Annotated in this window: 18 protein-coding genes and 1 other annotated feature; of the genes, 10 read left to right on the forward strand and 8 right to left on the reverse strand. The window is 47.0% G+C overall.

What is annotated here, in order from left to right:
- Positions 1–235: 235 nt before the first annotated feature.
- From LCY76_RS21220 to LCY76_RS21230, 3 genes are all read right to left on the reverse strand, one after another.
- Positions 236–1,267, reverse strand: a complete 1,032-nt coding sequence (locus tag LCY76_RS21220) for a Gfo/Idh/MocA family protein (protein WP_248254317.1) — start codon at positions 1,265–1,267, stop codon at positions 236–238.
- 188 nt (positions 1,268–1,455) lie between these two features.
- Positions 1,456–1,683, reverse strand: coding sequence for an SdpI family protein (locus tag LCY76_RS21225; protein WP_248254318.1), 228 nt, complete (start codon positions 1,681–1,683; stop codon positions 1,456–1,458).
- A 265-nt stretch (positions 1,684–1,948) separates the two neighbouring features.
- The gene (locus LCY76_RS21230; protein ID WP_248254319.1) at positions 1,949–2,929 is read right to left on the reverse strand and encodes a zinc-binding dehydrogenase; all 981 of its coding nucleotides are present in this window, start codon (positions 2,927–2,929) and stop codon (positions 1,949–1,951) included.
- A 126-nt stretch (positions 2,930–3,055) separates the two neighbouring features.
- Between LCY76_RS21230 and LCY76_RS21235 the strand changes: the two genes are divergently transcribed.
- The 4 genes from LCY76_RS21235 to LCY76_RS21250 all read left to right on the forward strand — a co-directional run bounded on the left by LCY76_RS21235 (position 3,056) and on the right by LCY76_RS21250 (position 5,167).
- The gene (locus LCY76_RS21235) at positions 3,056–3,346 is read left to right on the forward strand and encodes a winged helix-turn-helix transcriptional regulator (protein WP_248254320.1); all 291 of its coding nucleotides are present in this window, start codon (positions 3,056–3,058) and stop codon (positions 3,344–3,346) included.
- Positions 3,347–3,483: 137 nt separating this feature from the next.
- Entirely contained in the window at positions 3,484–3,918 is a 435-nt protein-coding gene (locus LCY76_RS21240) for a MarR family winged helix-turn-helix transcriptional regulator (RefSeq protein ID WP_248254321.1), read from the forward strand.
- A gap of 54 nt (positions 3,919–3,972) precedes the next feature.
- A complete protein-coding gene (locus LCY76_RS21245; RefSeq protein WP_248254322.1) occupies positions 3,973–4,620 on the forward strand; it encodes an SDR family NAD(P)-dependent oxidoreductase in 648 nt (215 codons plus the stop codon).
- 22 nt (positions 4,621–4,642) lie between these two features.
- Positions 4,643–5,167: an NAD(P)H-dependent oxidoreductase gene (locus tag LCY76_RS21250; RefSeq protein WP_248254323.1), complete on the forward strand. Its 525-nt coding sequence runs from the start codon at positions 4,643–4,645 to the stop codon at positions 5,165–5,167.
- 63 nt (positions 5,168–5,230) lie between these two features.
- On the opposite strand, the gene LCY76_RS21255 is transcribed toward LCY76_RS21250, so the two are convergent.
- Genes LCY76_RS21255 through LCY76_RS21265 form a run of 3 tightly spaced genes read right to left on the reverse strand, consistent with a single transcriptional unit; the run spans position 5,231 to position 9,183 of the window.
- The gene (locus LCY76_RS21255) at positions 5,231–6,343 is read right to left on the reverse strand and encodes a GerAB/ArcD/ProY family transporter (RefSeq protein ID WP_248254324.1); all 1,113 of its coding nucleotides are present in this window, start codon (positions 6,341–6,343) and stop codon (positions 5,231–5,233) included.
- Between the two features lie 19 nt (positions 6,344–6,362).
- A complete protein-coding gene (locus tag LCY76_RS21260; RefSeq protein ID WP_248254325.1) occupies positions 6,363–7,577 on the reverse strand; it encodes a Ger(x)C family spore germination protein in 1,215 nt (404 codons plus the stop codon).
- On the reverse strand, positions 7,567–9,183 hold the full coding sequence (locus LCY76_RS21265) for a spore germination protein (protein WP_248254326.1): 1,617 nt from the start codon (positions 9,181–9,183) through the stop codon (positions 7,567–7,569). Before LCY76_RS21265 ends, LCY76_RS21260 begins: the two co-directional genes overlap by 11 nt.
- Before the next feature lie 125 nt (positions 9,184–9,308).
- On the opposite strand from LCY76_RS21265, the gene LCY76_RS24240 reads away from it, so the two are divergent.
- Positions 9,309–9,539: a YczF family membrane protein gene (locus tag LCY76_RS24240; protein WP_486599190.1), complete on the forward strand. Its 231-nt coding sequence runs from the start codon at positions 9,309–9,311 to the stop codon at positions 9,537–9,539.
- Between the two features lie 75 nt (positions 9,540–9,614).
- Here the strand turns inward: LCY76_RS24240 and LCY76_RS21270 are convergent, their stop codons facing one another.
- Both LCY76_RS21270 and LCY76_RS21275 read right to left on the reverse strand, forming a co-directional pair.
- Positions 9,615–10,289, reverse strand: a complete 675-nt coding sequence (locus LCY76_RS21270; protein ID WP_248254327.1) for a DNA alkylation repair protein — start codon at positions 10,287–10,289, stop codon at positions 9,615–9,617.
- Between the two features lie 101 nt (positions 10,290–10,390).
- Positions 10,391–11,344, reverse strand: coding sequence for a DUF4405 domain-containing protein (locus LCY76_RS21275; protein ID WP_248254328.1), 954 nt, complete (start codon positions 11,342–11,344; stop codon positions 10,391–10,393).
- 124 nt (positions 11,345–11,468) lie between these two features.
- Positions 11,469–11,685, forward strand: a binding site (T-box leader).
- A 375-nt stretch (positions 11,686–12,060) separates the two neighbouring features.
- Between LCY76_RS21275 and argS the strand changes: the two genes are divergently transcribed.
- The 5 genes from argS to LCY76_RS21300 all read left to right on the forward strand — a co-directional run bounded on the left by argS (position 12,061) and on the right by LCY76_RS21300 (position 18,517).
- Entirely contained in the window at positions 12,061–13,749 is a 1,689-nt protein-coding gene (gene argS, locus LCY76_RS21280; protein ID WP_248254329.1) for an arginine--tRNA ligase, read from the forward strand.
- A gap of 288 nt (positions 13,750–14,037) precedes the next feature.
- Positions 14,038–14,817, forward strand: a complete 780-nt coding sequence (locus LCY76_RS21285; protein WP_248254330.1) for a DeoR/GlpR family DNA-binding transcription regulator — start codon at positions 14,038–14,040, stop codon at positions 14,815–14,817.
- Complete coding sequence (locus LCY76_RS21290) at positions 14,814–16,133, forward strand: four-carbon acid sugar kinase family protein (protein ID WP_248254331.1); 1,320 nt, start codon at positions 14,814–14,816, stop codon at positions 16,131–16,133. The genes LCY76_RS21285 and LCY76_RS21290 overlap by 4 nt, the downstream gene beginning before the upstream one ends.
- Positions 16,130–17,149, forward strand: coding sequence for a 4-hydroxythreonine-4-phosphate dehydrogenase PdxA (gene pdxA / locus LCY76_RS21295; protein ID WP_248254332.1), 1,020 nt, complete (start codon positions 16,130–16,132; stop codon positions 17,147–17,149). Before LCY76_RS21290 ends, pdxA begins: the two co-directional genes overlap by 4 nt.
- Positions 17,150–17,248: 99 nt before the next feature.
- Complete coding sequence (locus LCY76_RS21300; protein ID WP_053356557.1) at positions 17,249–18,517, forward strand: MFS transporter; 1,269 nt, start codon at positions 17,249–17,251, stop codon at positions 18,515–18,517.
- The last annotated feature ends 386 nt before the right edge of the window (positions 18,518–18,903 follow it).

An 18,903-nucleotide genomic window follows, 5' to 3' on the forward strand; every position in this document is an offset into this window, starting at 1 on the left:
CACTGCGAAAAAGCGGGCCGGGCTTTTGTTATTTAGTAGATTACAGATGTTTGCTTTAGCGTATGACTCGTTTTACTGGCGAGAATGAGAGATTTACTGGCCAAATCGTCATATTTACTGGCCAAAATCATAAAATACTGGCCAGAACAGAGGATTTACTCGCCAAACCGGAATTATGGTAAACTAGCGGTCGGCCTTTGTCACTCTATCCCTCACAACCCTTCAAAACAACACTTTACTTAGTTATTGCAGAATAGCTTTTCCCAATCTCGGAAAGCTCGACTCTCCTGCCCTCTTTATGGGAGAGTGCCGCGGCTTCGTTCATCAGGGTCAGGCTGCGGATGTCTTCTTTTGTGATGGTAGGATCCGTATTTTTCGTAATCGCAGCCACCCATTGCTCCATCGCTGAAGGCAAAGCCTTTGGCAGCTGATCGGACATGATGAGACCATCTTTTTCCACCCTGTCGCTGATCAGCTCTCTCGGTTCCCGGTTTTCAATCAGCAAGGTTCCTTCTGTGCCGTACAATTCAAGCTGGTCCGGGCATCCGTAGGATAGGAATCCGGTCTCAATGGTTCCGAGTGCGCCTGATTCAAACTCCACGATAACGACTGCATTGTCGTCTACATCGTGGCCGTTGGTCTGCTGCAGACGTGCCGTCACTGCTTTTACTTTTCCACCCAAGCGGTTGGAAAGGTAGATCGGATGCGCCCCGAGATCGATGAGGGCTCCTCCGCCTGCTTCTTCTTTGTTAAAAAATTGTCCAGGCAGCCATCCATGCCGGCTTTCTTCTGTTGGAACTGCACCATGGTGGGCCACTCGGCAGCGTACCGACGTCAAATTCCCGAGACAGCCCTCGTCCAATATTTTTTGCGCGTAAAGGTAAAAGCGTTCGGTAAGCCTTGGCAAGGAAACCATCAGCTGAACGCCTGCCTCCTCCACCGCCGAAAAAATTTCATCGCACTCTTTCACTGTCGGAGCAAGCACTTTTTCCGTAAAAATGTGCTTGCCATGCCTTGCAGCAGCGGTGATGATCTCGGTATGAGCAGTCGTTGGCGTCGTCACAATGACCCCATGGATGGAGCTGTCGGAGAACACGTTTTCAAGATCGGCTTCAAACGGGACGCCAAGCTCTTGAGCCCACTGTTCGCCCCGTTCCCTGTTTTCATCCCAAACGACGCTGATCGTAATGTCCTTGTTCTCGCTTGCTTCCTTTGCGTAATCCTTCGCATGAACATGCCATTTGCTTAATAGTGCCACATTGATCATCTATTCCAGCTCCCTTTATGTATGAATATGTATGACTCCTTATTTCCCGTTAAATCAGCCTTGGAAACTTGGCGGCCATTTTTACTGGTCGATTTCCTTCAGCCGCTTTTCCACTTTGACGAAAAGGAGGATGATGAACAGGAGCATCACTCCCATCGTGGCAAACACCCCTGCCAGCGCATTTTTTATCAATAGACTGAAGACCCCGCCGAACACTGCTTCGCTGCACCGTATTTCATCATAAGACCCGCACTGTACGTATTGGCCTCGTTCCAGAGCTTCTCATTTTTCATGGAACGGAACGTGCGATAGCCGTACAGTGGATTGATTTTGGCCGGAGGCTTCACTTTCATGATAAGTCCAGCTAAAACGAAGATTACACCAATCAGCAGACTGAACAGCAGGTTAACCATCATCCATTCCCCCTCTTTTCTATTTCCCTAAAAATACCATATGTTCATCAATAATGCTTCTGTTTTTTTGAGCGTGGGGATGATGGTTCGCCAGTTAGCGTAATCCAGTTTTGGCGGGTAAATGTGCAATTCTGGCGGATAAAATTCTCATTTCGGCGGGTAAATCTGTCGTTTCCGCGGGTAAACACTGCAAAACAGCGGGTAAACCCGTATTTCCCGCCAGATAAAAAAAGGATGACGCCCGCCCAGGCGCCATCCTTTTCTCTTTTTATCTAACTTTCGCTACAATTTTCCCTTTCACGTGGCGTTCGGACAGACGCACAAGCGCTTCTGGAACTTCCTCGAGTGAAACGGTCTCTTTCAGCATGGAAGCAAGCTTTCCTTCTGCCATCAGCTTGAGCATTTCGTCTCCCATGACGGCGAGGTCTTTTTCTGAGCGCTCGTCGTTGGACTGATGGGCCGCGCCTAAAGCGATCTCGTGGTAAGAAACCACTTTTGTGAACGGCGTAATTTTTGTAAAATCAGGTGCTCCGGCAATGTAGACGATGTGCCCCATGAAGGCGAGCAAGTCCAGAGAATCCGTGGCACTCTGTCGGCTCACGGCATCAACCACTGCATCCACGCCCCGTCCGCTCGTAATCTCCATCACTTTCGCCTTGATGTCCTCTTCACGGTAATCGATCACGTAATCGGCACCGAGCGATTTCACGTAGTCATGGTTGTGGCTTGAAGCCGTAGAGATCACCAGTTTGCCTGCGAGTTTGGCCATTTGGACGCCAAATCCGCCGACACCGCCTGCGCCGCCATGAATCAGGATCGTTTCCACTTGATCAAACGGGAGCTTGCGGAACAGTGATTGATAGGCGGTATATCCTGCTGTGGGAATTGCCGCTGCATCTTCAAAGGATACGCTGTCCGGAATGCGTGATACCGTGTGAGCCGTTACGACCGTGTATTCGGCGTATCCGCCCTTTTTCGTAAGATCACCGTGATAGACGACCCGGTCTCCTTTTTTCCATTGAGTCACTCCTACCCCTGTTTCAACGACAACACCCGCTGTATCAAGGCCAAGAATATGAGGATACGTCCAGTTTGGGTTTCCGTTGGTAGCTGTTTTGTAATCGACCGGGTTCAGGCCAACCGCATGTACCTCGATGAGCAGTTCCCCTTTTTTCGGTTTCGGGATTTCGACTTCCTCTACCTTCATGTTCTTCCATTGATTTTTGTCATGTAAAAGTAATGCTTTCATTTCTATTCGCTCCTTTATAGATTAAGGCTTCTATAGTTTTTCCTCGTACGGTATATAATATATACTGGTTTTATTGAAAACAAGGCACCATTTCGTAACCTGTCCAAAATAAGAGGAGGACTTGCAGTGAAACAGCTCCAACCTGAGTACACATGCGCCATCGATCTTGTCATCGACATCATCGGCGGAAAATGGAAGGTTTTAATTTTATGGAATTTAAATGAAGGACCGAAACGGTTTAACGAGCTGAAACGTTCGATGCCGGAGATCACACAGAAAATGCTCACCCAGCAGCTGAAAGAACTTCAGGAACATGGCTTAGTCAGCCGAACAGCATTAGGAGAATCACATGTGGAATACGCCACCACTGACATGGGGAAAAAGCTGCAGCCTGTTCTTTTTAAAATGTGCAGATAGGGTGATGAGTTCGCTGAACAAAACCAGATTACGATGAACCGCTGCTGGACATCCTATGATTTCATGAGTAAATAATTGTTGACGGCAGATTTGTTTTCGTGTTAATTTGTATATGCAAATGAAAGGGATGGATGACCGTGACCGAAGAAGAAAAAGTACTGATGCATTGTTTATATTTTACTGCCAGCCGTTTTGCAAGAAACATTACAAAATTGGCAGAAAAGACATTGGACGGCGGAGATCTGGCTCCCTCTTATTTGTACATGATCATGATTGTGAAGTTTAATCCGGATATTACCCAGAAAGAGCTGTGCAGCAAGCTGTCGATCGCTCCTTCCACAAGCACAAGGTTTATCGATAAGCTCGAAAAACAAATGCTCGTGAACAGAAAGGTGAACGGCAAAGAAACGCACATTTCACTGACGGAAGAAGGGGTAAAGGTCTATGATCGTTTCCGCGCTTCGTTAAAAGAGATGTTTGCCAGCTATTCTGACGTGCTGGGCAAAGACTTCAGCCTGGATTTAAGCAAGATGCTTCATGAAGCAAGCAACAAACTCGAAGAAGAGCATTAAAAATTTTTACCTGTTCATTTGTATATACAAACATTTTTCAAGGAGGTTGGATGGATGACTGAAAAAGTGATCGTTATCGTCGGTGCAGGCCCAGGGATCAGTATGGGAGCGGCGAAAAGGTTTGGACGTGAAGGGTTTAAAGTCGCACTTATCGCAAGAAGGCTTGAAGCACTTCAGGAGTATGAAAATGAACTACGAGCTGCCGGGATTGAAGCAAAAGGCTTCACAGGAGATGTTTCTTCGGAAATCAGCTTAAAAACGGCGATTTCTGCTGTCGTTGATACGTTTGGCCGAATTGACGTACTGCTTTACAATGCTGCTTCCGGCAAGCCTGGTAGGCCGACCGAACTTACCGCTGAAGACCTTGTCCGTGATTTTAAAATCAGTGTGGCCGGGGCATTACTAAGTGTGAAAGAAGTCCTGCCGCATATGGAAAACGGATCCATTCTGCTGACTGGCGGTGGATTGGCTCTTCAACCGTATGCTGATTATGCTTCATTAGCTGTCGGAAAAGCGGGAATCCGCAACCTGGCGTATAGCCTAAGCCAGGAATTAAGCGAAAAAGGCATCTATGTGGGCACCTTGACGGTTAAAGGGTTTGTTAAAGAAGGAACACCTTTTTCACCAGAACATATCGCAGACACTTTTTACACGATGAACCAAGAGCGCTCTGAGACAGAAGTCGCTTTTGAAGGAAAATAAAAAAAACCTAGGAGGAAATCAAATGAAAACTTTAGTTATTGCCGCTCACCCAAATATGGAAGGATCACTTGTAAACAAAACATGGATGAATCGTCTTCGTGAAGAAGAGGATGTAACGGTTCATGAATTATATGCTGCCTATCCGGATGGAAAGATTGACATGGAGCGTGAACAAGAGCTTTTGCTGGCACATGACCGCATCGTCTTCCAATTCCCGCTCTACTGGTACAGCAGCCCTGCTTTATTAAAAGAATGGCAGGATGTTGTGTTGACTTACGGATGGGCTTACGGCGCTGAAGGCACTAAATTGAACGGCAAGGAATTCATGCTTGCGATCTCAACCGGCGGACCGGAAGAAGCGTATCAAGCAGGAGGCTACAACAACTACAGCCTTAGTGAACTGCTGAAGCCGTTCCAGGCGACTGCCAATCTGACTGGCATGCGTTACCTACCTGTCTTCAAAGTACAGGGCGTCCGCATGTTAAATGAAGCGCAAGTGAAAGAAAGCGCTGAAGCGTTGGCTGCTCAAATTAAAGCTCAGTTTTAATTGATATGGTGCCAGGCACCCCTTTTTGACATATGTCAAAGAGCGGTGCCTGGCACCGTTTTTTTAGTTTGCCTTTTGATTTTTACTTTTATTCTTATTTTTAAAATACGCCACGATGAAGACAATGATAGGGAAAATGTATTGAAAAGGAAGATGCAATAAGAGCGGAACGATCCCGATTCCTTCTTTAATATGCTCAGAATAGTTGCTTGCCATTGTCATGGACATAAACAGTACGACAAGCCCGAGCGGATAACTCAGCCTGGAAGCCGGTTTTACGTTGAAGAGGTTCGCCGTCCCTATTACAGCCACGTACAAAAAGAGACTTATCTTAAAAAAACCTCCCACGACTAAAGCAATCATGAAATAGACGTCCAGGCGCTCCAAAAAATCGGCGACCTGGATGGTTTGGATGGTGCTCAGCAAAGGGAATTGAGACAGTGCTGTAAGATTCACACCAAGGATGCTGATATTGAACATCATGACCAGAGCCAGCGACAGCCCACTGACCACAGTGGCAAGCACACTGGCGTTCCTCAGCTTTTTGGCATCCTCCACATAAGGAAAAATCATCGTAAACACAAGGAGTTCTCCAAAGGGAAAATACATGGACTCTTTTAGGGTGGTTTTAATAATCGGCTTCCAGCCGTTTTCTAGCACAGGCTGCAGGTTGTGGATATCAATTACTCCAGAGAATAATACGAGGATCACACCAGATCCTGCCAACAAATAAATGAAGACCAAAAAGAGTTCTCCTGTTCTCGCCAATACTTCAATTCCTTTTGAGACGGTATAGATAATGACCAGGATCATTAAGGTGTTGGCGATTAAAAGGGGTGTTTCAATGTAAGCAAATGTCAGCAGCATGGTGCCAAAATCCCGCAGGACCCTTCCCGCGATATAAAGGTTATACAGCATGTACAAATAGGCAATCGGACGCCCGATTCCTTTGCCTACAACCTTTTGAAGGTATTCTGTCGGCAGCATGTCCGGGTAAAAACAATACAGCCGGTAACAGATGAAAAAAAGCCCTAATCCCCCAAGCATCCCAAGCAGGATAACGATCCACGCATCCTGCTTGGCTTCGATCCCCACCGCTACAAGCAGGGCACTGCCCAGCTCAAATAATAGAACAAGGGCAAACAGCTGATATGGTGTTATTCTTGCTTTTTCCATTGCTTTGCCCCCCTTCTTTTTATTTCTCATCTGTGAGATAAGAATTGTTCCTCAGAGCGGTTTGGCGAACGAAGGCATGGACCTTCACCTTAATGTTTGCTTTCGAAAAATAATCCTCCTCCCATTTTCCCGAAATCCTTTTCCATGTGTCAGGCTGCGAACGATGGACCGTATCCCCGAAGCCGAATATATCGGTTTTTTTATGTTGTGCCTCTTTTATGGCGCTTCTAATCTCTGCAGCGATCTCCTTTTCAAAACCTTTCTCCAATTGTGCGATCACATGCGGGTCTTTAAGATTGACAGGAACATCCGTTCCCCCAATATTTCCTTCGGTTTGTACACTGACAGTAAGCTGGGTACTTCCTTTCTTAACGGAAGAAGAAATCTTCGTGTTCTGCCGGAGTACTTCAAAAGCAATCGCTTCCTTCCTCCCCTTTTTGTTTATATTGACTTCTGTTTTTTGAGTCTTGTTCATCACCCAGACGGCTCCTTTGGCTTTCCTCCCATAGAGCCAGCCCTTAAGCTTTCCGCCTTTAAATAAAGCCAGGCCATCAATTTGGGGAGCTGCCTGGGGTGTTGACTGCGTTATGTTCTCAACGCGTTCTCCGATCGCACTAGAACCCTTTAAATAAAACCCGCTGATGACGGGCTGTTTTCCGTCATCCAATAAATCTTTTACCACATCCAATAAGGTTACATTGATCGCCTGCCCCCATACTCTTTCGGAGAACCTCAACAGTTTGATCACTTTGTTCGCTGGAACTTTATCGATAGCTGTCAGTGTTTTTACAATATCACTTGCCTTTGTTTTATGAGCGATCACGATGGTTGCTGTTTTCCGGAACGTCGCATCCCGGTCAAAGGCATCCAGGATGGGATTCAACCCTTTTTTCTTCGCCAATTTGTCACTGATGACAAGCAGATTCGCATGGGCATAATAGAGGTTTCGCGAAACTTTGGTAGACATGCGGCGGCTTAACTCATCCATATTATCCCCTGTTGTCGAATAGACGGAGACCGCATTTCCGCTGCCCCCACCTCCCCCTTGGAACCCTCCTGTCACATTGCCTGGATTAACAAATTGAAAGGTGCCTAAATATCTTCCTTTTTTATCAAGATCAATGCCCACCGCAGAGACGAGGGCCAGATCGTTCAGCTCTTTTTTGCTCCAGCAGCCTGAAAGCAATGAAAGCAGCAGTCCCACTGTGATAAAAACGATCACGCTACGTCTCATTTTGATCACCTTCATTTTCTGTAACCAGAATCCGTCTCTGTTCCGGCTCCGGTTTGCTCATATTGTCTCCATCACGCTGCTGGTTGGGTCCGCTGATGTAGGCCGGCCGTTTCGTTCCCGTCCACATGGGAGCCCGAATAAACGTGTCTCCTACCTCTGCAGGGATGAATGGAGCAAGAGGAGACATGTAAGGAACGCCGAAAGATCTTAGGCTGCATAAATGAACGACCAGCATGATAAAGACTAAGATCATGCCATAAAAACCAAAGGTAGCGGCACTGATCATAAAAATAAAACGAAGCAGACGGGCCGATATCGCGATCGCAATGGACGGAGTGGCAAAACTGGCGATCGCGGTAATTGCTACGATAATGACCATGGCAGGCGATACGACTCCCGCCTGAACCGCTGCCTGTCCGATAACAAGGGCACCGACGATGGAGATGGCAGACCCAATCGCTTTAGGCATTCGGATTCCTGCTTCCCTCAGGATCTCAAACGTAACTTCCATGATGAGTGCTTCCACAAAACTCGGGAAAGGAACGGCTTCCCGCTGTGCGGCGATGGCAATCAAAAGCTGAGTCGGAATCATCTCCTGATGGAAGGTCGTTGCGGCAATATAGGTCGCTGGTCCGATGAGCGAGATAAAAAAGACCAGAACCCGTAATAATCTTATAGCGGTGGAGATGTAAAAACGTTCGGTGTAATCTTCAATCGACTGAAAGAACTGCACAAATACGGCAGGTCCGAGAAGAACGAACGGTGTTCCGTTAACGAAGACTGCAAAGCGCCCTTCCAATAGATTGCCCGCAACCGTATCCGGACGCTCGGAATAGTACAGGGTAGGAAATGCTGTAATGGATTGGTCTTCAATGAGCTGTTCGATATACCCGGACTCCAGAACTCCATCGATATCGATTTTATTAAGCCGTTTACGAAGCTCAACAATCACCTCATCCTTCGCTATTCCTTTGATATACATGATGGTGACGTTGGTTTTGGTCACTTTTCCAATTTTCATGGATTCGGTCCATAGCAGGGGATTCTGAATCAGTCTTCGGACCATGGATATGTTCGTTTCTATATATTCTGTAAATCCTTCTCTTGAACCTCGGATCGCCCGCTGTGTACTCGGTTCTTCAATGGAACGTTTTTCTCCGCCTTCTGTACATGCCCGTACGGCCGAATAATAGCCATCGACAAAAATAATCGTGTCCCCCGCCATGAGAGATTCGAACAAGACAGACCAATCATCAACCTGTTCTATGTTTCCAAGAGGCATGATTTCTTCCACCATCGCTGCCAGATTTTCCTGATCTGCCACATGAGCACCTGGTTTCAGGATCGATTCGATCAAAAGATCCTGAATGGTCTGCTGGTCCGTTATCCCTTTCACATAAACAATAGCGGTTCGGGCTTGAAACCGGGGAGAATGGTTAAACGTTCGAATGATAATCTCACTGCTGTTCCCTGTCTGTGTTTTAATGATCTCAATATTCTCATCAAGTACAGGAGAAATGGGAAAAGAATTAGGCTTTTTTGGCTTCTCATGCTCTTGAGAGGGTTGATTCTTTTGAAGTTTTTTCTTTTTGAAAAAAGAAGGCATAAGAGGCACAATACCTTTCTACGTGATTTTCTTTTAGGGTTTCCCTGGCTCCTCTTCCTTATTCTGTCCTCTCTTAATGGATAGCGTTCATTTTGGAGATACTAGGGGCGGAGTGTGATGGAACGATGAAAATTCTGGGTATTACCCTATCGATGTTTATACTGTTGACATGTTTCTCTCTGACTTTGGATATCTACGAAGGATTTGATATGAAAACAGCGATCCTTAATGCCTTGTCTCCTTTCAAAGTAATGGAACTCATAGAAATCTGTGTTGTGGTGTTATTGATTGCTTTATTTTTTGCCCAATCGGTCTTCCAGCTGTTCACGAAGTTCAAAAGCCAAAGGAGATCATAGAGCAATAAAAAAACGGTGCCAGGCACTCGCTTTTGACAGATGTCAAAACGCAGTGCCTGGCACCGTTTCACCGTTCTAGGCTAACTGTATATTCTTAAGGGCTTCTTTTCTGCTCAAGGGCTGGAGTTCTGTGGAGTTGACGAACTCGACAACGTAATCGGGGTTGGTCTTGGCATATTCCCTCAATGCCCAGCCGATCGCTTTGCGGATAAAGAACTCTTTGTTCTCCTTCTGCTGCTCAATAACGTATTTTAAGATGTCTTCGTTCGTATCTTTTTTATAGCCGAGCTGATAAAGAATCGCGGTCCGGTTCAGCCACATGTTCGGTGAATGAATCCATTTCTCCACCAATTCCTGTTCCCGATGCTTGAACGTTTGTATGTAATGTCCCATATGGTGCTTGGCGATATGATCCACCGTATCCCACCACGACTTTTCAGTGATCGTGTTCTCTAAAGCTTTAAGATCGTCTTCCTGCATGCCCTTCTTCAGCTTGTCCACAAAAAACATGCCCATGTACTGCATTTCCCGTTCTCTGTAGTTCCAGCATTTCTTCGTCATTTCGGGGATGCTCATCTCAGGCAGCCCGTACATTTTCACATGATTCTTCATAACCTCTTTCATAATCGGTGACTTCAAGCCATAGAAGGTAAATTTATTCTTCATGTAAGACTGCATCTTTACCGCATCGGCCGGATTCTGCCTGCTTCGTATTTCTTCATGCAAGGTTTCAAGGTACGTCATCGTCATCTCCGTTAACCCCCTCAACAGTAGTTCCCTAAATTATAACAGAAAGGGTGCCAGGCACCAGCTTTTGACATATGTCAAAACGCGGTGCCTGGCACCCTCCATTAACTCAACCTCTTCTTTCTTCTCCCCAAAAACTTTCCGCCATAGTAAGCCAGCACGGCGAAGACCGCCATGACCCCGGTATAGGTAGCAATGACAGACAGGGCGCTCACATCGCCCCCGAAGCCATGCTCCCGGCCTCCAAAGTCTTCCCGTTCGCGTCCGCCTCCCATATCATCGTCACCATCGAATCCAGAAGGCCGTTCTCCCTTGCTGAACGATCCCGGTGCCGGCCTTCCCGATTGACCGCCATCACTCGTTCCGCTTGCCTGCTCTCCAGGACGCGGTCCGCCGAATTCCTGTCCGCCGCCGTCTCCATCCATGTCAGGCCTCTGCCCGAATGCCCCCTTGCCACCTTCAGCCATCGCCGGCTGCCCGCCGCTTGAAAAGATGCCGAACACACTCACCGACCGTGAAATAAACCCTGTTTCAAAGATCTGAAAGACACCAAACAGCAGAACAACTGCCATCGCTCCATTAGCCGTCCAGCCCATCCATTGTTTCGGTTCCTTAATGGAAAAGATGCGGTTCCAGATGTTGATGACCCATTTCCAATGCATGCCGACATGAATTCCCACAATGATCAAGGTCAAGAACGATAACGAAATGTGCAGCATCTTAAACCATCCTTCATTTCCTATATTAGTATTGGGAAAGAGCACCCTTGAAACAAAAATTCCGCTTACCATAATGGTGGTCATACATACTAACAGTACAAGATTTAATCCATAGCTAAACCGTGTTTTTCCTGGCAATTTCTTATCGAATAGTTTCAAAGAAACATTCTTGATCCATCGCCAGTTCAAGGCCATGTGAGTCAGAAATGCAACCCCGATCACCGTTCCTGCCACTTCGTGAAAAGTCATCCCGCCAAACACTCTCTTGTTAAACAGCAAAACAAACGTAATACTCATCGCCAAGTCCAAACCAAACTTTACATAATTGTTCTTTTTCATCTTTCATCACTCCTGTCCATTTCTTCCTAGGAGTAACTCTAAACGGGTTTCCTTAAGATAACCTTAATTTTGAAAAATTTGGTTGCTTCCTTTACCTTTCTTCTATATAATCACAAAAAACAATACCTTTTCGATGAGGAAGAGAGTAATCCTGCATGCAGAACAAAGCGAGTCAGGGACGGTGAAAGCCTGACGGATGCTGTACGATGAACCGCACTTCTGAGGAGCCAGCCTAAACAGTAATCCGTATGGCGGCCGGGGAGAACCCCGTTATTAGCATTAAGTCGGTTCTTTATTGAACAATAAGAGTGGTACCGCGGGTCATACATCCCGTCTCTAATTTTAGAGGCGGGATTTTTTTATTTTTGCTGGCTGGATCGTTCTTCTGCAATAAACGCGTCGGATTCTGCCGAAAGGTGTCGCGTATAAACCGGTTGAAAATAAAGGAGTGGATTTTGAACATAAATCAGGTTTTTTGAACATAAATCGGCATTTTTGAACATAAACCCGTAAATTTGAAAATAAAAAAACTGGCATGACGACTTTGCATTTAAAAGGGGCAGATCCAGCGTCCGAATTCCCCGCAAAAAGGTTTAAAGGAAACAATAATAACCATCCAACACGGATGATTAAGAACCACCGCTTAAAAATTTATTCAAAATCATTCATTTTTGCTTAAAAAATAACCTTATTTCAAAAAAAGGCGGTCGAACATAATGTCGGAGCTAAAAAAAGAATTTGCCCAAATCATCGCAAATCAGCTTAATGATGTTCTTAGCTTAGAAAAAATTGAGAAACTCATTGAAAAACCGAGGCATTCGGTTCAAGGTGATATTGCTTTCCCTTGTTTCACTCTCGCAAAAACGCTGAAAAAAGCGCCGCAGCTCATCGCGTCAGACCTCTCTTCTCAAATCAGCACCCCGCTGTTTGAAAGAGTGGAAGCGCAGGGTCCCTACATCAATGGTTTTTATAAAAGAGAAGCCGTCAGCAAGGAAATCGTGACGGCAATCCTGAAGCAGCATAACGCTTACGGATCAGCAGCCATCGGCAACGGAGAACACATCACGATTGATCTCTCTTCCCCGAACATCGCCAAGCCGTTCTCCATGGGCCACCTCCGCTCGACCGTCATCGGAAACGCGCTCGCCAATCTTACCGAAAAGTGCGGCTACAAGCCTGTCCGTATCAACCATATCGGCGACTGGGGAACTCAATTCGGCAAGTTGATCGTCGCTTACAAGCGCTGGGGAAGCGAAGAAACGGTGAAGCAGAATCCGATAAAAGAGCTGCTAAGCCTTTATGTAAAATTCCATAAAGAGGCCGAATCACAGCCTGCCCTTGAGGATGAAGCGAGATTTTGGTTTAAAAAGCTCGAGGACAAAAATGAGGAAGCAACAGCGCTATGGAAATGGTTCCGTGATGAATCGCTTCAGGAGTTTTCAAAAATCTACTCGCTGCTGGATATTGAGTTTGATACGTACCACGGCGAGGCTTTTTATAACGATAAGATGGAAAACACGGTTGCTCTTTTAAAGGAAAAAGGACTGCTTACACAATCTGACGGTGCGAAAGTTGTGAAGCTCGATGATTCCGGCCTTCCTCCTTGCCTCATCAAAAAATCAGATGGCGCTACACTCTATGCGACCCGGGATCTGACAGCAGCCCTCTATCGCCAGGAAATCTATCATTTTGTGAAAAGTCTGTATGTCGTCGGTCACGAACAAAGCCTGCATTTCCAGCAGATCTTCCTCGTTCTTCAGAAAATGGGCTATCACTGGGCCGAGGAGATGGTCCACATCCCGTTCGGCTTCATTTTAAAAGACGGGAAAAAGATGTCGACCCGAAAAGGCAAAGTCGTTCTCCTGGAAGAAGTCATTCAAGAAGCGATCACACTCGCCAAGAAGAATATCGAGCTTAAGAATCCAGGCCTTCCCAACAAAGAGGAAGTAGCAAAGCAAATCGGTGTGGGATCGATTATTTTCCACGATTTAAAGAACGAAAGACTGAACAATATCGAGTTTTCACTTGAAGATATGCTGAAGTTCGAGGGGGAAACAGGTCTGTATGTTCAATATGCACACGCACGTGCCTGCTCCATCCTGAGAAAAGCAGGAAACGTGAGCGGTATGAACACCGGGCTTGATGACGACTATAGCTGGGAGCTGGTAAAAACGCTCATGGCGTTTCCTGATGTCATTCAAAAAAGTCTCAGACTCTATGAACCTTCCCAGATTGCCAAGTACTTGATCAATGTGGCTCAGGAGTTTAATGCATTTTACAGCCACATTAGAGTGCTTGAGGAGGATGAAACCCTCGCCAGCCGTGTCTCACTCGTTAATGCCGTAACCGTCGTACTAAAAGAAGGTTTGCGCCTTCTCGGCATTAAAGCGCCCGAAGAAATGTAACTTTTAAACTCTCTTATCTCCCCTGATAAGAGAGTTTTTTATTTGATTGGAGCGGAAGGTGCGAGACTCCAGCGGGACGAGCGGGACAGGTGAAACCCGCAGGCGCCAGCGCCGAGGGGTTCAGCGCACGCCCCGCGGAAAGCGAGCGTCCTGGAACGGAAATCAACCACTTCCAAGGACAACATAGGCTAAGAAAACAGCCTTTTTATAAATATTCTGAAAAAAACCTTGCATAAATGAACATAAAGTAACATAATTGAACAAAAGATGATGATAAGGATGAACAACATGCTCCCGTTAGAACGAAAACTAGAAATCTTAAAACGAACCGATAAAGAAGGAAAAGTTCAAATTGAACAGCTGGTTGGAGAATTGAACGTTTCTGGTATGACGATCCGAAGGGATCTGGCCCAGTTAGAAAAGGAAGGGAAAGTCATCCGGACCCACGGAGGGGCTGTTGCGGTGAACCCGCTCATCCCGGAGACCCCCTATCAAAACAAATCGATGACGAGGGTGAACCAAAAACACCTGATCGCCAAGTATGCGGCAAGCCTGATTCCGGAGGGGGCACAGATTCTATTAGACTCCGGGACAACCACTCTGGAGATTGCCAAAGTGATCAAATCCAGAGACGACTTAACGATTGTGACAAACGATCTGAAGATTGCCGCTGAACTGATCGAAAGTCCATCGGAGATCATCTGTACGGGCGGCACCCTGCAAAGAGGAATTGGTTCGTTCGTGGGCCCTCATGCGCAGGACCTGCTTAATCAGATCCGAGTCGACCTTTTATTCATGGGCACGCACGCTATCAATCTTGAAAAAGGGCTGACCGCTCCAACAATGGAAAAAGCCTTGATTAAGAGATTGATGGCTGACGCAGCCACTACAACTTGGGTCGTAGCAGATTCTCAAAAGTTCAACAAAAGCTCTTTTTCACAAGTATGTTCTCTGGAAAAGATAGAAGGCATCATTACCGATGCAGAATTAACACCTGAAGATGAGGTGCGATATGGAGAAATAACCTCCATATATACCGTAAAAGAAAACGAGGTGAGTCATGGATGAGAATTGCAGTGATCGCCGATGATCTGACTGGCGCCAACGCGACGGGAGTACTTCTGACCAAACAAGGTATATCAACAGCAACCATCCTGCATGGCTTCTCCCCGCAAACGGCCTATAACTATGACGCGATCTGCATTGACACTGACAGCCGCTACACCCCGAAGCACGTAGCGTACAAACGAGTTTCAGATATTATCGGCAGCCTGTCGGGACAGGGCGTAGAGCTCTTTTGCAAACGCATCGACAGTACAGGCCGGGGAAATATTGGCGGTGAAATCGATGCCTGCCTGGATGCCTTGGGAGAAGATTCCGTTGCCGTCGTTATGCCGTCCTATCCTGTGTCTGGACGAACGACCGTTGGAGGCTACCTGCTTGTGAACGGCACGCCAGTCCAGGAAACTGACGTGGCTAAAGATCCGCAAGCACCGCTGAACGAGTCGCACGTTCCTTCCATTATTAGCAGACAATGCGCCAAGCCTGTGGCCACCCTGGAGATGAATGAAGTCCTGCAAGGATCGTTCCAGCTCACTTCCTGCCTTCAGGAAAAAATCAGTGATGGCAGCCGGGTCATCGTAGCAGACGCCGTGAATGAAGAACAGATAGAAGCTGTCGCCAAAGCGATGGCGGCTCTGGATGTGACGTTCGTTCCTGTCGATCCGGGACCGCTGACTGCCGCTTATGTAAAGGAAAAATACAGCGGTTCTCCCTTCACACCGAAGATTTTGCTCACGATCGGCAGCTGTACGTCGGTAACTGGAAAGCAGATTCATCATCTGGCTGAAAACCTGCCGCTTCATACCGTTTATATCGATCCTTTAAAACTGGCAAGGGATGAGAATGGAGAAAGAGACGCAGAAATTTTAAGAGGAATGAACGAAGGGCTGCGGCTGCTGGAGGAACAAGCAGTTGTGCTGGTTACGACGTTCCAGGAGGATGCCCCGCTGCTTGATCTTCGGGTAATTGCCAAAGAGCAGCTCACAACCGAAGCATCACTTGCCAGAAGGATTACAGACGGCCTTGCCATTATCAGCCAGAGAATCATCCAAAAAAGCAGAACGAGCATCAGCGGATGTTTTTCAAGCGGAGGAGATGTGACTGCTTCAATATGCGCCGCCGGCAAAACCCATGGCATTCAGCTGCTTGACGAGGTGTTTCCTCTAGCCGCCTACGGAAGGTTTATCGGCGGCTACCTCGACGGCCTGCCTGTCGTAACAAAAGGCGGCCTGGTAGGCAGTGAATCTGCGATTACAGAATCCGTTTTATTTTTACAGCGGCAGCTCACAAAAAAGACAAATGAAAAGGAGATATTATCATGACACAATATACTGCTAAACCAATCATTGCCATTCCTATGGGGGATCCTGCCGGAATCGGGCCTGAAATCAGTGTTAAGGCACTCGCTAAAAAGGAAATCTATGACCTTTGCCGCCCTGTTCTAATCGGGACAGCCTCCGTTGTTGAACAGGCAATGACCTTTGCTGGTGTTTCTCTTGGGCTGAATCCCATCAATGACCCCGCAGAAGGAAAATATGAATTCGGAACAATCGATATCGTTAATCTTGAGAATATAGATATCAGCCAGCTGAAGATCGGAAAGGTTCAGGCGATTTGCGGCCAAGCCGCTTTTGACTATATTGAAAAAAGCATTGCCTTTGCCAACAATGGGCAGGTTGACGCCATTGCCACCACACCGATCAATAAAGAATCCTTGAAAGCCGCAGAAGTGCCGTATATCGGCCATACCGAAATGCTTGCCGGCCTAACGGGTGTAGACGATCCGCTAACCATGTTTGAAGTACGTTCATTGCGAATTTTCTTCCTGACACGACACTTATCACTGAAGGATGCGATCGGCCAGATTACTGCTGACCGTGTGCATGATTATTTAGTCCGCTGTGACGAAGCACTAAAGCGTCTTGGAATTGAAAGTAGAAAAATGGCGGTAGCCGGCCTGAATCCTCACAGCGGTGAGCATGGACTGTTCGGCTCGGAAGAACTGGATGAGATCGGCCCGGGGATTGAGCGTGCGAAGCAGCAAGGCATCAATGCATTTGGCCCTGTCCCTGCAGATTCTGTTTTCCATCAGGCACTTCACGGAAAATATGATGCAGTGCTCTCCCTTTATCATGATCAGGGGCATATCGCCGCTAAGATGACCGATTTTGAACGTACGATCTCCATCACCAATGGCTTGCCGTTCCTTCGTACATCAGTCGACCACGGCACAGCGTTTGACATTGCAGGCCAAGGGATCGCGGGCTCTGTCAGCATGGAGGAAGCCATCAAGCTCGCTGCTCAATATTCTGTTCATTTCCGTACACTGAAGGTCTGATTTTAGAAAAACGAGAGAGGAATCACCGCCTCTCTCTTCTTCCAAAAACAAATGTAAACGGTTTCTTTTTCAACAATTTTAAAAACAGGAGGGGTTACGATGGCTTCAGCAAAATGGGGAAAGATCATCCCGGTCGCATTTATCATGTACATGCTCGCATATATGGACAGAATCAATATTGGTGTCCTGATGCCTTATATTCAAAAAGATTTGGACATTTCCTCGTCAGCCGCCGGAGATATTGCCGGAATTTTCTTTGTCGGTTATTTGATCCTGCAGATTCCCGGAGGCATTTTGGCCACGAAATGGTCAGCGAAAAAGTTTATCTTCATTCTCATGATCCTGTGGGGCCTTGCCGCGATGGCAACAGGCTTTGTTCAGACAGAAGGCCAGCTGAAATTCGTCCGTTTTCTTTTAGGAGTTGCGGAAGGCGGGGTCTGGCCGGCTGTGCTTGTCCTGCTCGCCAACTGGTTTACCCTTAAAGAACGAGCAAGAGCCAATGCGTTCTGGATGGCTTGCCTGCCTGTATCCGCCATGCTGATGGCTCCCCTGTCCGGCCTTTTGCTTAAACATTTCGACTGGAAGACGGTTCTGATCTTGGAAGGTGTACCACCGCTGATCTGGGCGTTCGTCTGGTATGCCATGGTCAAAGATAAGCCTTCTGAGGCCAAATGGATGAGTGACCAGGAACGGAACGAGCTTACGGCTGAACTTCAAAATGAACAAAAAGGCGCCGTAAAATCATCCGGATACGGTGCAGCATTTAAGAACATGACCGTATGGGGACTAGTCGTTATGTATTTCTTCTGGATGACCGGCTTCTACGGATACACCTTGTGGGTACCGAGCGTGGTCAGCACATTTACGAAAGACTCTGCAGTCATGGGCTGGCTGACGGCGATTCCGTTTACCTTCGCACTGGTAGGAATGGTCCTTAACTCTTATTGGTCCGACCGGCGCATGAACCGGGTGCAGCACGTGGTCATTCCTTTGCTGATTGGTGCTGCTGCGATGGTAGCAGGACAATTTGTGGAATCACCCGCCCTTCAGATGATCTTGTTATCCATTACGGCGATTGGTGTCTATGCGCCGTACGGACCGCTTTGGGCGATTCCTACAGCGATCATTCCTGCAGGCATTGTCGGTGCGGCTCTCGGCCTGCAAAACGCCATTGGCAACCTCGGCGGCTATAACGGCCCAAAATTTGTCGGGCTGTTTAAAGACTTAACAGGCAGCTTCCATGCCGGATTCTATTTCCTGGCTGCTTCACTCGTACTTGCTGCCATCATCACACTTATTCTGGGACGGTCCATCCAGGCCAGCCAGAAGGCTTCATCAGACAAGCCAAAAATCCATAAAATCTCGTAGCATTTCAAGGCTGGTTTCTTACATGCGGTTCTCCGCGTTAAGAAACCAGCCTCTTTTTTGTCGGGTATTTTCTAGAAGATTGTTGCTTTAGGAACGTTTCTGTAAATAACCTTCATTGATTAGTTGATTGGAGTGCAAGGTGCGAGACTCCAGCGGAACGAGCGTGACAGGTGAAACCCGCAGGCGCTTGCGCCGAGGGGTTCAGCGCACGCCCCGCGGAAAGCGAGCAGCCTGAAGCGGAAATCAACCACTCCCAAGAGCAACAATGAATAGTTAGCCATTATTTAAAAAGGCTTTCAAAAAAAGAAAAATTGAAATTTACTAAAATCTTTTGCATTTACCCTTGAAAAATTATTTAAGCATGTTATTATCGAATAATGAATTCG

It is taken from the genome of Fictibacillus marinisediminis (assembly GCF_023149135.1).
GTDB classification, from domain to species: Bacteria; Bacillota; Bacilli; order Bacillales; family Fictibacillaceae; genus Fictibacillus_C; species Fictibacillus_C marinisediminis.